Genomic DNA, 13,574 nt, shown 5'->3' on the forward strand with positions numbered 1-13,574 from the left:
GGCGCCCCTGCCGGACCACCGGAACTTCGGAACACCCGCACGGCCTGCGCCGTCTCAGGGCGGTGTGCACCGCCTCAGCGATTGTAAGCGCATACATTTTGCGATCGCAACCCCTTGACACGGGCGCGCCGACCATGGCCGCGCCGTTCAGACGGGGCGCTGAGAGCTCTCGCGCAGCAGGATCTGGAGGGGCAGCCGGGCGACCACCGGGTCGGCTTCCGCGTTCTCCAGCCGCCGGGCGAGCACCTGAACGGCCGCCCGGCCGAGGTCGATCATCGGCTGACGGATCGTGGTCAGCGGAGGCTGCGAAAGCGCGGCGGCCTCGATCCCGTCGAAGCCCGTCACCAGGACGTCGTCCGGCACGCGGATACCGGCGCCTCGGAGCACGTCGAGCGCTCCGAGCGCCATCTGATCGTTCGCGGCGATCAGCGCGGCCGGCACCCCCGCGGCGAGAAGCTCCTCGGCCGCGCGGCGCCCCGATGCGCGGGTGAAGTCGCCGCGCAGCACGGTCACGTCGTCGAGCCCACCACCGGCAGCCGTCACGGCGGCCGCGAACCCCTCCCAGCGCTGCAGGCCGTCCGGCGAATCCGCGGGCCCCGCGAGGAACGCGAGCCGCCCGTCTCCCACCTGCGCCAGCACGTGCCTGGTCAGCTCACCCATCGCCTCGGCGTTGCTCACCGTGACGTGGTCGTAGTGATCGCCGCGGGGAGGACCCGAGAGCACCACCACGGGGATGCGCCGCGCCAGCCGGGCCAGCACGTCGTCCGGCACGCTGCTCGCGAGGACCATGAGCCCGTCCACACGGCCCGCCATGTCGCGCACGGTGGAGCGGTCAGGGTCGTCCCGCCCGACGCCGACCATCAGCACGAAACCCTGCTTCCAGGCTTCCAGCTCCGCACCGCGCAGCACCTCGTCGAGGAACAGCATCGAGGTGTGCCGGCCGTCGGATTCCGCCTCGTCGCGGACGATCGCGAACGGCGGTGCGTCGGCGTCGGCGGCGGAGAGCGCGTCGAGGGGCGGGGCATCCTCGGCGGCGTCGAACCCCGGGAAGTACAGCCCGAGCACCCCGGTTCGACGCTCGGCGAGTCCGCGGGCGCTGCCGCTGGGCACGTACCCCAGCGCGGCGACGGCGTCGAGCACGCGCTCACGGGTGACCGGGCGCACCGCATCCGGCGAGCGCAGCACACGCGAGACCGTGGCGATCGAGACGCCGGCCCGATCGGCCACGTCGTACACGGTCGCCGCCTTGCTCACGGTCACGCTCCTCCGGAGCGGGCGGCGAGGGCGGCCTGATAGAGGTCGCGGGAGGAGAGACCGGTGAGGCCGGCGACCTCGGAAGCGGCGTCCTTCAACCGGATGCCGTCGGCGACGAGCTTCTGCACCTGCGCGAGAGCGTCTTCCGGGGAGGCATCGCGGTGCGCCGCCCCTTCGACCACGACGACGATCTCGCCCTTCACGCCGTCCTCGGCCCAGGAGACGAGTTCCGATGCTGTGCCGCGGCGCACCTCCTCGTACAGTTTCGTCAGCTCTCGGCACACCGCGATCCGCCGGTCGTCGCCGAATGCCGCCCCCATGTCGGCGAGGGAGCTCGCGAGGCGGGCGGGCGATTCGAAGAAGACCATGGTGCGGGGTTCGGCCGCCAGCGCGCGCAGAGTCGAACGCCGCTCCCCCGGCTTGCGCGGCAGGAACCCCTCGAACGTGAAGCGGTCGGTGGGCAGGCCCGAGATCGCGAGTGCCATCAGCACCGCGCTCGGCCCGGGGATCGCGGTCACCGTGACGCCCTGAGCGACCGCTTCGGCGACCAGCCCGTAGCCGGGGTCGCTCACGGTGGGCATCCCGGCATCGCTCATCACCACGATGTCGGTCTCGGCCGCGAGAGCCGCCAGCTCGGCGGCCTTCTGCTTCTCGTTGTGGTCGTGCAGGGCGATCAGGCGCGGGCGGTTCTCGATCTGCAGGGCCTTCAGCAGACGTTGCGTGGTGCGGGTGTCTTCGGCCACGACGACCTCGGCGTTCTCCAAGACCTCCACGAGACGGCGCGACGCGTCGCCGAGATTTCCGATCGGAGTGGCGGCGAGGATGATCACCCGCCCAGCTTAGGCGGGCCGGATGCAGCCGGCCGAGAAGGCCGGTTGTCTAGGCTGGAGCGGTGACCGCGCCCGTGCCCCTGCTTCCCGCTCCCGATGAGCGGTTGACGCGCTACGGGCGACTGCGTGACCGCCTGCTCAACGCCCCAGACTGGGGACGCGCGATCCGGTGGCTCGCCCCCCTCGTCCTCACCGCGATCGCTGCCCTCCTCCGGCTGATCAACGTCGCCCATCCGCATCAGCTCGCTTTCGACGAGACGTACTACGTCAAAGACGCCTGGTCGCTGTGGACGCTCGGCTACGAGGGCACCTGGGGCGAGAACGCCAACGACGCCTTCGTCACGCTGCAGCAGCTGCCGCTGTCCGAACAGGGCGCGTTCATCGTGCATCCGCCGCTCGGCAAGTGGCTCATCGCGCTCGGCATGGCGATCGGCGGGCCGGACAACAGCGCCGGCTGGCGACTCGCGACCGCGGTGCTCGGCAGCGCCTCGGTGCTCCTGGTCTACCTGATCGCGCGACGGCTCAGCGGTTCCGTGATCGTCGCGAGCGTGGCCGGGACGCTGGTCGCGATCGACGGTCTCAGCATCGTGATGAGTCGCATCGCCCTGCTCGACGGCATCCTGACGTTCTTCGTCCTGCTGGGTGTGCTCTTCGTGATCATCGACCGGCAGCGGACGATCCCCGTGCTCGAGAAGCGCGATCCCGACACCCCGGATCCGTTCTGGGGTCCGGTGCTCTGGCGTCGTCCGTGGCTGATCGCCGCGGGAGCCGCCCTCGGCGCGGCGTCGGCCGTGAAGTGGTCGGGGCTGTACGTGCTGGCGGGCTTCGGCCTGTACGTCGTCGTCACGGATGCGCTCGCCCGCCGTCGCGCGGGAGTGGTGCTGTGGCCGACTGCGGCCGCGTTCCGACAGGGGCCGGTCTCGTTCGTGCTGCTCGTCTTCCCCGCCCTGGCGGTGTACCTGATCAGCTGGACCGGCTGGCTGGTGACGGCAGGGGGCTATGACCGCCAGAGCGACCCGAACCCGCTGATCGCGCTGTGGAAGTACCACGAGTCGATGCTCGGCTTCCACGTCGGCCTCACTCGCGGCCACCCCTACGCGAGTCCCGCCTGGGAGTGGCCGTTCCTGCTGCGCCCCACGGCGGTCTGGGTCGACTCCGACCCCGCGGGCTGCGGGACGGACCACTGCATCGGCGTGATCTCGGCGATCCCGAATCCGCTCATCTGGTACGCGGGCGTGGCCGCAGCGATCTACCTGCTCTACCGCCTGGTGCGCGGCTGGATCACCCGGCAGCCCGTCGGCCCGGAACTGAGCATCCCCCTGGTCGGCCTCGCCGTCACCTACGTGCCGTGGCTGATGTTCCCCGACCGCACGATCTTCCAGTTCTACACCGTCGTGATGATGCCGTTCCTCGTGCTCGCGCTGGCGATGACGCTGCGGATCATCGCCGGGCGACGTGAGGATCCGCTGCACCGGCGGCAGTCCGGCGAGCGCACCGTGATGATCTTCCTCGCGTTCGTGGTGCTCGTGTCGGCGTTCTTCCTTCCCCTGTGGACGGGGATGAGCGTGCCGTACGAGTTCTGGCTGGTGCACAACTGGCTGCCCGGCTGGGTGTGAGCCCGCCCGACGCACCACGGCGTCCCTCAGACCGCGAGTGACCCCACGATCTCGTCGAGCGTGCGCCCGAACGCGAAGCGGTACCAGTCCAGGGCGTCTTCGCCGGAGAGCTGAGCGACGTGACCGTCCTCGCGGGTGAACGACCATCGCGAGGTGCCTGGGGGCCAGGACGCCATCGTCTCCGGCTGCGGAACCTCCGTCGACGCGGATGGCGGCAACGGAGGAAGGCCGCGCGCCTGCCGTCCACGCGCCCCCACAGCCGTCGCGAGCCAGAGCTCGGCGAAGGCGCGGGGACGCAGCGACGCGATCGGTGCGGGGGTCTCCGCCCGGTAGACGACCGTCATGGAGTCGGAACGCCCGACGACCCATCGCTCGCCCGCGGCGAAGAACCGACAGCGCACGTCGGAGTGCAGGTCGATCGTCGCGCCGAGCCGCACGAGCGCGCCGACGGCCGCTGCGGAGAGCAGCTTCTCCGGCACCTCCCGTTCGCGGCGGCGCTGTTCCGCCTCCAGGCGCTCGGCCGCGAGCGGCGCGTACTCCACGCTCAGGGCATCCCGATTCGCCGCAGCGCCCGCCGCCAGTCGCCCGTGCAGCCACTGCGGATCGAGCTGCAGGAAGTAGCGGAAGACGACCGGGATCGGCGACGCCGACCCTCGCAGTCGGCGGTTCCTGACCAGCAGACGCACACCGTGGTCCACCGACCACACCGCCGACTCGGTGCCGTCGACGACCGCGACCCACGACCATCCGCGGTTCTCGATCTCCGGATGCGTCGCCTCGAGCAGATCTGCCAGGCGCGTGCCGTCCGGAAACGACAGGCGGCGCGCATGGGACGACATGTCGTCGCCCATCGCGACGCTGTCACGGTCGAGGTCCACGAGCACAGGAGCAGCGACCATGACGACGATGCTAGCGGGATCGCCGTCGCCCTAGAGCACCTCGTCCGCGGCGACGTGCTCGACCAGCGGGAGCACACGGCCCGAGAGATGCGTGCGCATCGCGATCGACGAGGCGGTGCGCGCGACTCCCGGCACCAGGGCGACCCGATCGAGCACCTCCTGCAGCCGCGTGGCATCGCGCGCCACCAGCCGCAGCTGCATGTCGCTGGCCCCCGTGACGGTGTGCATGTCGACGATCTCGGGGACCGCATCCGCAAGAGCCGTGGCGACGTCGTCGTGCCCCACCTTCTGATCGATCTCGACCAGGCAGAACGCGACGACGCCGTAGCCGAAACCCGCCGGATCGATCCGCGGCACGATCGCCTCGATCACCCCGCCCTCGTGCAGGCGCGCGAGCCGGCTCGTCGCGGTGCCGCGCGCGATCCCGAGTCGCCGTGCGCACTCCAGGATCGGTAGCTGCGGCGACTCCGTGAGCAGGCGGATGAGCTGGGCGTCGAGGCGATCGATGCGCATCGCTACTCCCGCGGGACGCCGGGCCGGGCCACGCTCCTGGTCGCCCGGGCGACGAGGAGGAGGACGGCGGTGAGACCCAGCGTGAGCAGCAGCTGGATGCGCGCGGCCTCATCGATCATCGCGAGGGCGATCACTGCGGCGAGCAGCACCAGGCACAGCCACGACAGCCAGGGGAAGCCCCACATACGCATCGGCATCGCCTCGCCGGCACGATCCGCGCGACGGCGGAGGATGATCTGCGCCACCGCGGTGGCGGTCCAGATCACGAGCAGCGTCGAGCCGACCACGTTGAGCAGGGCGGGCAGCACCACGTCAGGGAAGGCCCAGTTGAGCCCGACCGTGACGAACCCGAACGCCACGGAGGCCAGCACGGCGACGAACGGCACGCCCTTAAGGCTCGTGCGGGTCGCGGCCAGCGGGGCGAGCCCGCGCTCCCCCAGCGAATACGCCATGCGCGAGGCGCCGTAGATGTTGGCGTTCATGGCCGACAGCAGCGCGATGATCACGATCAGGTCCATCACCAGACCGACGCCGGGCACGTTCAGCGTCTCGAGCACCGCCGAGAAGGGCCCCGCCTTCACGGCGGGGTCGTTCCAGGGCAGCACAGCCACGATCACGAAGATCGATCCGACGTAGAAGACGAGGATGCGCACGAGCACCTCCCGCACGATGCGGCGGATGTTGTGCGCGGGATCGTTCGACTCCGCGGCGGCGATCGCGACGACCTCGGTACCTCCGAACGCGAAGACGACGATCAGCAGGGCGCCGGCGATCCCGGCGATGCCGTTCGGTGCGAAGCCGCCGTTGTCGACCAGGTTCGCGATGCCGGTCGCCGGCACACCGGGGATCAGCCCGACGATCGCGCACACCCCCACCACGAGGAAGGCGATGATCGCCGCGACCTTGATCGCCGCGAACCAGAACTCGAAGCGGCCGTAGTTGCGCACCCCGAACAGATTCACCGCGGTGAGCGCGACGACGAAGATCAGCACCCACACCCAGGCCGGGATGCCCGGTGTCCAGTTGGCCACGATCGCACCGGCACCGGTCGCCTCGGCGGCGATCACCACGACCAGCTGGATCCAGTAGAGCCAGCCGACCGCGCTGCCGGCGCTGCGTCCCATCGCCTTCTGGGCGTATGAGCTGAAAGCACCCGAGCTGGGCCGGGCGGCGACCATCTCGGCCAGCATGGCCATCACGAGCACGACGATGCCGCCCGCAACCAGGTACGACACCAGCACGGCGGGCCCCGCGATGCTGATCGCCTGACCTGATCCGACGAACAGCCCGGCGCCGATCGCACCGCCCAGCCCCATCATCGAGATCTGGCGGCGGGTCAGGCCCGGGTGCAGACCCTTGGTGGTCGTGGTGGTCGGGGGGATCTCGGTCATGCGGTCATCGGTCATGCGCCCACCTCCACACGCTCAGCGGCACCGCGTTCCCGGGCGGCGCCTGCGAGCGCGGCCTCCACCCGGTCGATGTCCTCCACAGAGCCCGAGGAGATGCGGATGCCCTCCCCGGCGAAGGCGCGCGCGATCACGCCGCCCGCCTGCAGCAGGTGCTCGAGCTCCGCGGTGCGGTCGGCGGACGGCACCCACACGAAGTTCGCCTGGGACCGGACGGCGGGCCATCCGGCCGCCACGAGCACGGCATGGAGCCGGTCGCGCTGCACGACGACCTCGTCGATGCGTGTCGCGAGCTCGTCCTCGGCGTCCAGCGAGGCGAGCGCCGCGGTCTGCGCGAGGTCGGTCACGCCGAACGGCACGGCGACCTTGCGCTGGTTCTCGGCGACGGCGGCCGGGGCGATCGCATAGCCGATGCGCAGGCCCGCGAGCCCGTAGGCCTTGGAGAACGTGTGCAGCACCGCCACATGCGGGTGCCGCCGGAACAGCTCGATGCCGGCACCTCGACTCTCGGTGCGATCGAAGTGCACATAGGCCTCGTCGATCACCACGAGCACGTCGTGCGGTACCGCGGCGACGAAGCGCTCGAGCTCGTCGGCGCCGACCACGGTGCCCGTCGGGTTGTTCGGGTTGCACACGAAGATCAGGCGGGTGCGCGGGGTGATCGCCGCGAGCATCGCGTCGAGGTCGTGTCCGTGGTCTGCGTCGAGCGGGACCGGGACGGGCGTGGCACCCGCGATGCGAACCAGGGACGGGTACGCCTCGAACGACCGCCACGCGAAGACCACCTCGTCACCATCGCCGGCGACCGCGTGGATGAGCTGAGCGGCGATCTCGACCGACCCCGCACCGACCGTGACCTCCGACGGATCGACGCCGTAGCGGTCGGCCAGCCGTTCGCGCAGGGCGGCGGCGCTCATGTCCGGGTAGCGGTGGATGCCGTCGAGGCGATCGCGCACGGCCGCGACGACCGAGGGCAGCGGCGGATGCGGGGACTCGTTCGAGGAGAGCTTCGAAGCACCGGCCGGGGCGGAGCGCCCCTGACGGTACGCGGGAACGGCGTCGAGTCCGGCGCGGGTGGGGAGGGGCATCGTCAGAGCGTCCTTGCTGTGATCCATGGGCGGCCCCCGAGCGGCACCGCCTGCTGTCGCGCAACAGTAGAACGGATCGCATCCACTGGGCAATCGGCGCACCGGAAGCTGCGCATCTCGCGCAACCGACCGCCACTCCTGGGGCGACGGTTAGTCAGATTGCACAGTCACGCTGTCGCGATCGCGGGCGCCGCGAGTCGGAAGCCGATGCCCACAGCGACGAGGTCCGCCTCGTACGCCCCGTGCCGTCGGGCGCAGCGGGCAAGATCCACGTCGTGGCGGAACGCTCCGCCGCGTGTGACGTGCGGGTCGGCCGCCCAGTCCTCGACGGCAGGGACGTCATCGGGCGCCCCCGGATACGGCGCGTACAGGGTCGAGGTCCACTCGTCGACGTTGCCGGCCATGTCGAGCACCCCGAACGGACTGGCGCCTTCGGGAAACGAACCGACGGGTGTCGTGGTGCCGAGTCCCAGGTCGAACAGGTTCGCCCGGCCCGTGACGTACTCGTCACCCCACGGGAACTCGCGGGTGTCGTCGCCGCGCGCCGCCCGCTCCCACTCGTCTTCGGTCGGCAGGCGGGCGTCCACGCCGAGCTGCGAGCCGATCCTTGCGGCGTAGGCGGTGGCCTCGTCCCACGAGACCCCGACCACCGGATGCTCGTCGATCCCGGAGATGGCGCGGGCGCCGGTCGCCTCCGCGTACGCCGCCCACTGCGCCATCGTCACCGGGGTGCGGGCGAGTCGGAACGCCGGGACGGCGACGGGCGTGCGCGGCGCCTCCTTCCGATACCAGGCGGGCGGAACACCGGTGGCGGCATACCGGACGGTGAGGGCATCGATCTGATCGAGCGGCGTTCCCCGCTGCAGTGTCCCCGCCGGGATGTCGACCCACTCGATGTGCTGCACGGTCATGCCCGTTCCTCCCTCGAAACCGGTTCGTTCCCAGCGTAGGAGCCCCCGGCGGGAGCGCGGGCCGACCGTCAGCGCCCGACCGACACCTCGGCGGGATCGCTCACCGGCAGTCGGCACACGAACGCCCGGCAGTCGTAGGCGCGTTCCGTCGTCGCATCCTTGCCCTGGAACAGGGCGAATCCCGCATCCGCGAACGATCGCGCCTGCTCGGCGCTGACCACGGCGACCACCTCGGCGTCCGCACCCCTCCCCGCCACGGCCAGGGCGCTGCCACGTGCCTCGGTGACCACGACGAGCTGGCGAGGTGGAACGGCGAGTCCTGCGGCCACCCGCAGCAGCGTGCCGTGGGCGAACGGCTGCTCCCGAGAGCGCTCGGCGAGCGCGCTCACCGTCGAGACGGCCGCTTCGCGATATCGCTCCCCCGCCCCCAGCCACCAGGCCGTCAGGGCGGCACCGGCGACGGCCGCCGCGTCTGAGGGCAGGTCGCCATCGGTCTGATCGGGCGACGTCGCGATGCCCTGGGCCGACAGGAGCGGGTCGTCACCGGCCGCCCCCTCGAGAGCCTCGTCGAGGACGACGCGCGCCTCCACCGCCCACCCCGCGTCGCCCGTCGCCAGGGCGAGCGCGAACAGACCGTCGGCGAGCAGCCCGAGGTCGGCGGCGGTCGCGACCGCGGCGGATGCCCGCCCGTCGAGGGAAGCACGTACCAGGGCACCGTCGGCATCCCGGTTGATCCGGAGCACCTGTTCCGCAGCGGAGACGGCCGCGTCGATCCAGCCCTGCTCCCCGAAGGCCGCCCCCGCCCGGGCGAGGGCGGCGATCGCGAGTCCGTTCCAACCGGTGATCACCTTCCCGTCGACGGCCGGCACCTCCAGACCCGCGCGGTCGGCGAGGGCGCGAAGGTAGTAGCCACCCTCGTTGCGCACGCCGTCGATCGTCGACTCCGAGTCCTGCGCCGCACCGAATCCCCCGCCGTCGCGCTGGAGCACGTCGATCAGGAAGGAGGCGATGCCCCGCACGGTCTGCTCGTCTCCCGCGTCGCGCGCGATCTCGAGCAGCTGCGCGTTGTCGGTCAGCATCCGCTCGTAGTGCGGCACGGTCCAGTCACGCTGTGTCGCATAACGGAAGAATCCTCCATCGGCGTCGCGCAGGTCCGAACCCGCCATCGCCGCGAGCGCGCGTGCCGTCGCGGCCGCCGCCTCGGGAGCGCCTTCTCTCACGAGCGGATGCTGCAGGAATCGCAGTGTCGTGGCGACGGGGAACTTAGGCGCACCTCCGAAGCCGCCGAACTGCCGATCCTCGCGCTGCGCGATGGACGCAGCCGCCGCGGCGATCGCCACCATGTCCGGCAGGTCCGATGGTGCGGATTCCGCCGCCCGGGCGAGCGCGTCGGTCACGGCATCCGCCGACTCCTCCGCCTGCGCACGACGCAGAGTCCACGCCTCCCGCACCGCCGCGAGCACGTCGCGGAATGCGGGCATCGGCGGCCGGGATTCCGGTGGCCAGTATGTGCCGGCATAGAAGGTGCGCCCACGCGGTGTGGCGAACACGGTGAGCGGCCAGCCGAGGTTCTGCGTGAAGGCGGAGGCCGCGGCCATGTAGGCGCCGTCCACCTGCGGGTGCTCCTCACGGTCGACTTTGACGGCCACGAACCCGTCGTTGATGAGCGCGGCGGTGGCCGGGTCGGCGAACGACTCCCGAGCCATCACATGGCACCAGTGGCAGGTCGAGTAGCCGATCGAGATCAGGAGCGGCACATCCCGCCGCCGCGCCTCGTCGAATGCCTCCTCGCCCCACGGGTACCAGTCGACGGGGTTGTCGGCGTGCGCGCGGAGATACGGGCTGAGAGTGTCGGCGAGCCGATTGGTCATGCCTTCACGCTACGCCGCGCGGAGGGGGTGCGGTCAGCCGACGAGCAGCTCGATCGGACGCGATGCCGCATACCCCACCAGCGGAAGGGCGCGCTCGGCAGCCAACGCGATGCGGGCCTCGAGCACCTCGGAGGCGATCTCGTAGCCGTCGAAGTCGGTGTTGCTCGCGTAGACGCCGAGCGGAAGGGTGAGCGCCTGGAAGAACGCGAACAGCGGACGCAGCTGGTGCTCGATGATCAACGCGTGCTTCTCGCCGCCACCGGTCGCGGCGAGCAGCACCGGCTTGCCCACCAGGTCGTACTGGCCGACGAAATCGAACAGGTGCTTGAAGAGCCCCGTGAACGACGCCCGGTAGACGGGGCTGCCCACGATCAGCAGGTCGGCCGATTCGATCGCCTGCAGCTGCGCCTCGACCTCCGGCGGCAGCTGATCGCGCTGCAGCGCGCCGGCCAGTCCGGGACCGATCTGCGTCAGCTCGATGAGCTGCGACTCGACCTCGGCGCGCTCGGCGATGGCGGCGGTGATCGCGCGGACGAGGGCGGTCGTCTTGCTGGGCTCGTGCAGGGATCCCGACACGGCGACGACGCGGAACGGAGCTGTCATGCCTCGACGGTACTCACGACGGCGCCCCGTGTCGCGCGATGCGACACGGGGCGTCATGTGAGCCCGAGGCTCCGTCCCACGGGAGCGGGGTCAGTTGACCTCGTCCGGGTGCGAGCCGACGCGGCCGGAGCCGTCGAGCGGGTCGAGGGCGTCGATCGCCGCGATCTCGGCGTCGGTCAGTTCGAAGCCGAAGACGTCGAGGTTCTCACGCAGCCGCTCGGCGCGCACCGACTTCGGGAACACGATGATGCCCTTCTGCAGGTGCCAGCGGAGCACCGCCTGTGCCGGGGTGACGCCGTGCGCTGCGGCGGCATCTGCCACCGCCGGGATGCCGAAGAGGTCGTACTTGCCCTGGCCGAGAGGACCCCACGCCTCGATGCGGACGCCGTTCGCGTCGGCCCAGGCGACCTCTTCGCGGCGCTGGTACGCCGGGTGCAGCTCGATCTGGTTCACGGCCGGGACGACGCCGGTCTCCTTGACCGTGCGCTCCAGGTGCGGGACCAGGAAGTTCGAGACGCCGATGCTGCGGGTGAGACCCGCCTCGCGGAGCTCGATGAGCTTCGCGAACGCGTGCACATAGTCGTCCTTGGCCGGGGTCGGCCAGTGCACGAGGTAGAGGTCGACCTCGTCGAGTCCGAGCTTCTCGAGGCTCTCGCCGATGGCGGCGCGCGGTTCGTCGTCGTGGTGACGGTCGTTCCAGAGCTTCGTCGTGATGAACAGCTCGTCGCGCGGGATGCCGGAGGCGGCGATGGCGGCGCCGACGCCCTCTTCGTTGCCGTAGATGGCGGCGGTGTCGATGTGGCGGTAGCCGATCTCGAGCGCCTCGCTCACCGCCCGCTCGGTCTCTGCCGGCGGCACCTTGAAGACGCCGTAGCCGAGCTGCGGGATGGAGTTGCCGTCGTTCAGTTCGAGTGCAGGAATCGTCATGCCTCCAGCCTATGACCTGTGATGACAGGTCGGACCGGCCGGTGACGAAAGAAGTCAGTCGAGCCCGTCGAGCCCCTGCGACATGGCCTGGAAGGCCTCGACAGCGCGCTCCGCGGGACGAGCACCGTCGGGATCCGCCGCCCACTGCTCGAGACCGACGCGGATGGAGGCCGTCGCGACAGCGGCGAGCAGAGCCGCATCCCACACCGCGATCCCCCGCTCCCGGAGGATCGCTCGCAGTCGACGCTCGGAGTCGTCGTTCACGCGCAGCCAGACATCGCGCATCGCCGTGTCGTCGTCGAGGCCCCGGAGCACGCCGAGCATCGTGTCGAGTTCGAGCCCCTCGGATGACCGCTCCCCTGACCCGTCCTCGGCGAGCTGGGCGTGGATCACGGCGGGGATCCGCTCCCGCAGCGAAAGCTCCCCCACCTGCGCGAATGCCTCCTGCCAGCGCTGGGCGCCGACGCTGAGGATGGGCGTGATCGCGTCTTCCTTCCGGGCGAAGTACCGGTAGAACGTACGCACCGAGACACCCGCGCGCGCCGCGATCTGCTCGGCGGTGACCCCCGCCACGCTCTGCTCGGCGAACAGCGCGGCGGCGGCGTCCGCGATGTCCCGCTCGGTCGCGGCCCGGCGGCGTTCGGTGAGGGTCGAGGTCTCCACCGTCACAGCGTACGGGAATAGGCGAACGCCGCGGCAGGTTGGGTCTATATGGCACGTTCTGCCATACAGGCATAGTCTGCCTACAACGGAACGTCGCCTCGCGACACCATCACCGCATCCACCACGACATTCACCACGAAAGGGAAGATCATGAACCGCTACGAAGGACGTCGGGCGCTCGTCACCGGCGGAGGGTCGGGCATCGGTCAGGCCACCGTGCTGCGCATGCTCCGCGAAGGCGGCAGCGTCGTCGCCGCCGACGTCAGCACCGCGGGTCTCGAAGACACGGTCGCCCAGGCTGGCGCACTCGCCGAACGCCTCACGACCGTCACGATGAACATCGCCGACGAAGCCTCCGTGGCTGCCGGCGTCGCCGAGGCCGTCGCTGCTCTGGGCGGACTCGACGTGCTCGTGAACGCCGCCGGAATCCTGCGCTCCTCGCACACCCACGAGACGACGCTCGACCAGTTCGAGCAGGTCATCCGGATCAACCTGGTCGGCACGTTCCTCGTGATCCGCGCGGCGATCCCCGCACTGCTCGACGGCTCGTCGTCCGCCGTGGTGAACTTCAGCTCGACCTCAGCCGGCTTCGCGCACCCCTACATGGCTGCCTACGCGGCCAGCAAGGGCGGCGTGCAGTCGATGACCCACGCGCTCGCCGCCGAATACGCGAAGAGCGGGATCCGCTTCACCGCGGTGCAGCCCGGGTCGATCTCGTCCGGCATGACCGACGGATCCGGCCAGAGCAACCAGAGCAACGGTCCGGGCCTGCCCGCCGACGCCGACATGAGCCTGTTCATGAAGCTCGCGCCCGCGATCGGTCAGGGTTTCGCCGGACCGGAGTCGGTCGCCGGCGTCGTGGCGATGCTCGCGAGCGAGGACGGTGCCTTCATCACGGGCACCGAGGTGCGCATCGACGGCGGCACGCACTTCTGAGAGACACCGGTGGGGGCACCCGATCCGGTGCCCCCACCCGCGCACTCGTTCCTGAGC

The 13,574-nt window shown here is 70.9% G+C and carries 13 protein-coding genes; 2 read left to right on the top strand and 11 right to left on the bottom strand.

Going from position 1 to position 13,574, the window contains the following annotated elements; genetic code table 11:
* Nucleotides 1–147: 147 nt before the first annotated feature.
* Together MicroSTF_RS06405 and rsmI are read right to left on the bottom strand one after the other, a co-directional pair.
* Complete coding sequence (locus MicroSTF_RS06405; protein ID WP_231479900.1) at nucleotides 148–1,260, bottom strand: LacI family DNA-binding transcriptional regulator; 1,113 nt, start codon at nucleotides 1,258–1,260, stop codon at nucleotides 148–150.
* On the bottom strand, nucleotides 1,257–2,084 hold the full coding sequence (gene rsmI, locus MicroSTF_RS06410; RefSeq protein ID WP_029259607.1) for a 16S rRNA (cytidine(1402)-2'-O)-methyltransferase: 828 nt from the start codon (nucleotides 2,082–2,084) through the stop codon (nucleotides 1,257–1,259). Before rsmI ends, MicroSTF_RS06405 begins: the two co-directional genes overlap by 4 nt.
* 62 nt (nucleotides 2,085–2,146) lie before the next feature.
* Here rsmI and MicroSTF_RS06415 point away from each other — a divergent pair, with 62 nt between their 5' ends.
* A complete protein-coding gene (locus MicroSTF_RS06415) occupies nucleotides 2,147–3,700 on the top strand; it encodes a dolichyl-phosphate-mannose--protein mannosyltransferase (protein WP_322954313.1) in 1,554 nt (517 codons plus the stop codon).
* Between the two features lie 26 nt (nucleotides 3,701–3,726).
* Here the strand turns inward: MicroSTF_RS06415 and MicroSTF_RS06420 are convergent, their stop codons facing one another.
* The 9 genes from MicroSTF_RS06420 to MicroSTF_RS06460 all read right to left on the bottom strand — a co-directional run bounded on the left by MicroSTF_RS06420 (nucleotide 3,727) and on the right by MicroSTF_RS06460 (nucleotide 12,581).
* Entirely contained in the window at nucleotides 3,727–4,599 is an 873-nt protein-coding gene (locus MicroSTF_RS06420) for a hypothetical protein (protein ID WP_315071274.1), read from the bottom strand.
* Between the two features lie 30 nt (nucleotides 4,600–4,629).
* Nucleotides 4,630–5,112 carry an Lrp/AsnC family transcriptional regulator gene (locus MicroSTF_RS06425; protein ID WP_021199914.1) on the bottom strand — a complete coding sequence of 161 codons (483 nt, stop codon included), beginning with the start codon at nucleotides 5,110–5,112 and terminating at the stop codon, nucleotides 4,630–4,632.
* 2 nt (nucleotides 5,113–5,114) lie between these two features.
* Nucleotides 5,115–6,518 (bottom strand): amino acid permease, encoded by a 1,404-nt coding sequence (locus MicroSTF_RS06430; RefSeq protein ID WP_021199915.1) that lies wholly within the window; start codon nucleotides 6,516–6,518, stop codon nucleotides 5,115–5,117.
* Entirely contained in the window at nucleotides 6,515–7,606 is a 1,092-nt protein-coding gene (gene hisC / locus MicroSTF_RS06435; RefSeq protein WP_036331598.1) for a histidinol-phosphate transaminase, read from the bottom strand. The genes MicroSTF_RS06430 and hisC overlap by 4 nt, the downstream gene beginning before the upstream one ends.
* Before the next feature lie 167 nt (nucleotides 7,607–7,773).
* Complete coding sequence (locus tag MicroSTF_RS06440; RefSeq protein ID WP_322954316.1) at nucleotides 7,774–8,517, bottom strand: formylglycine-generating enzyme family protein; 744 nt, start codon at nucleotides 8,515–8,517, stop codon at nucleotides 7,774–7,776.
* Between the two features lie 68 nt (nucleotides 8,518–8,585).
* Nucleotides 8,586–10,388 carry a thioredoxin domain-containing protein gene (locus MicroSTF_RS06445; protein WP_322954318.1) on the bottom strand — a complete coding sequence of 601 codons (1,803 nt, stop codon included), beginning with the start codon at nucleotides 10,386–10,388 and terminating at the stop codon, nucleotides 8,586–8,588.
* A gap of 33 nt (nucleotides 10,389–10,421) precedes the next feature.
* Entirely contained in the window at nucleotides 10,422–10,991 is a 570-nt protein-coding gene (gene msuE, locus MicroSTF_RS06450; RefSeq protein WP_029259601.1) for an FMN reductase, read from the bottom strand.
* Between the two features lie 90 nt (nucleotides 10,992–11,081).
* Nucleotides 11,082–11,918: an aldo/keto reductase gene (locus tag MicroSTF_RS06455; RefSeq protein ID WP_029259600.1), complete on the bottom strand. Its 837-nt coding sequence runs from the start codon at nucleotides 11,916–11,918 to the stop codon at nucleotides 11,082–11,084.
* A gap of 54 nt (nucleotides 11,919–11,972) precedes the next feature.
* Nucleotides 11,973–12,581, bottom strand: a complete 609-nt coding sequence (locus MicroSTF_RS06460; RefSeq protein ID WP_231479901.1) for a TetR/AcrR family transcriptional regulator — start codon at nucleotides 12,579–12,581, stop codon at nucleotides 11,973–11,975.
* 150 nt (nucleotides 12,582–12,731) lie between these two features.
* On the opposite strand from MicroSTF_RS06460, the gene MicroSTF_RS06465 reads away from it, so the two are divergent.
* Nucleotides 12,732–13,517: an SDR family NAD(P)-dependent oxidoreductase gene (locus tag MicroSTF_RS06465; protein ID WP_136024195.1), complete on the top strand. Its 786-nt coding sequence runs from the start codon at nucleotides 12,732–12,734 to the stop codon at nucleotides 13,515–13,517.
* Nucleotides 13,518–13,574 lie beyond the last annotated feature (57 nt).

The sequence above is a fragment of the Microbacterium sp. STF-2 genome, from assembly GCF_034650155.1.
Classification (GTDB): domain Bacteria; phylum Actinomycetota; class Actinomycetes; order Actinomycetales; family Microbacteriaceae; genus Microbacterium; species Microbacterium maritypicum_A.

Coding starts and splice junctions, on each gene's coding strand:
- MicroSTF_RS06425 (WP_021199914.1), bottom strand. CDS start 5,112: ATGCGCATCGATCGCCTCGACGCCCAGCTCATCCGCCTGCTCACGGAG.
- MicroSTF_RS06465 (WP_136024195.1), top strand. CDS start 12,732: ATGAACCGCTACGAAGGACGTCGGGCGCTCGTCACCGGCGGAGGGTCG.
- MicroSTF_RS06455 (WP_029259600.1), bottom strand. CDS start 11,918: ATGACGATTCCTGCACTCGAACTGAACGACGGCAACTCCATCCCGCAG.
- hisC (WP_036331598.1), bottom strand. CDS start 7,606: ATGCCCCTCCCCACCCGCGCCGGACTCGACGCCGTTCCCGCGTACCGT.
- MicroSTF_RS06445 (WP_322954318.1), bottom strand. CDS start 10,388: ATGACCAATCGGCTCGCCGACACTCTCAGCCCGTATCTCCGCGCGCAC.
- msuE (WP_029259601.1), bottom strand. CDS start 10,991: ATGACAGCTCCGTTCCGCGTCGTCGCCGTGTCGGGATCCCTGCACGAG.
- MicroSTF_RS06420 (WP_315071274.1), bottom strand. CDS start 4,599: ATGGTCGCTGCTCCTGTGCTCGTGGACCTCGACCGTGACAGCGTCGCG.
- MicroSTF_RS06440 (WP_322954316.1), bottom strand. CDS start 8,517: ATGACCGTGCAGCACATCGAGTGGGTCGACATCCCGGCGGGGACACTG.
- MicroSTF_RS06430 (WP_021199915.1), bottom strand. CDS start 6,518: ATGACCGATGACCGCATGACCGAGATCCCCCCGACCACCACGACCACC.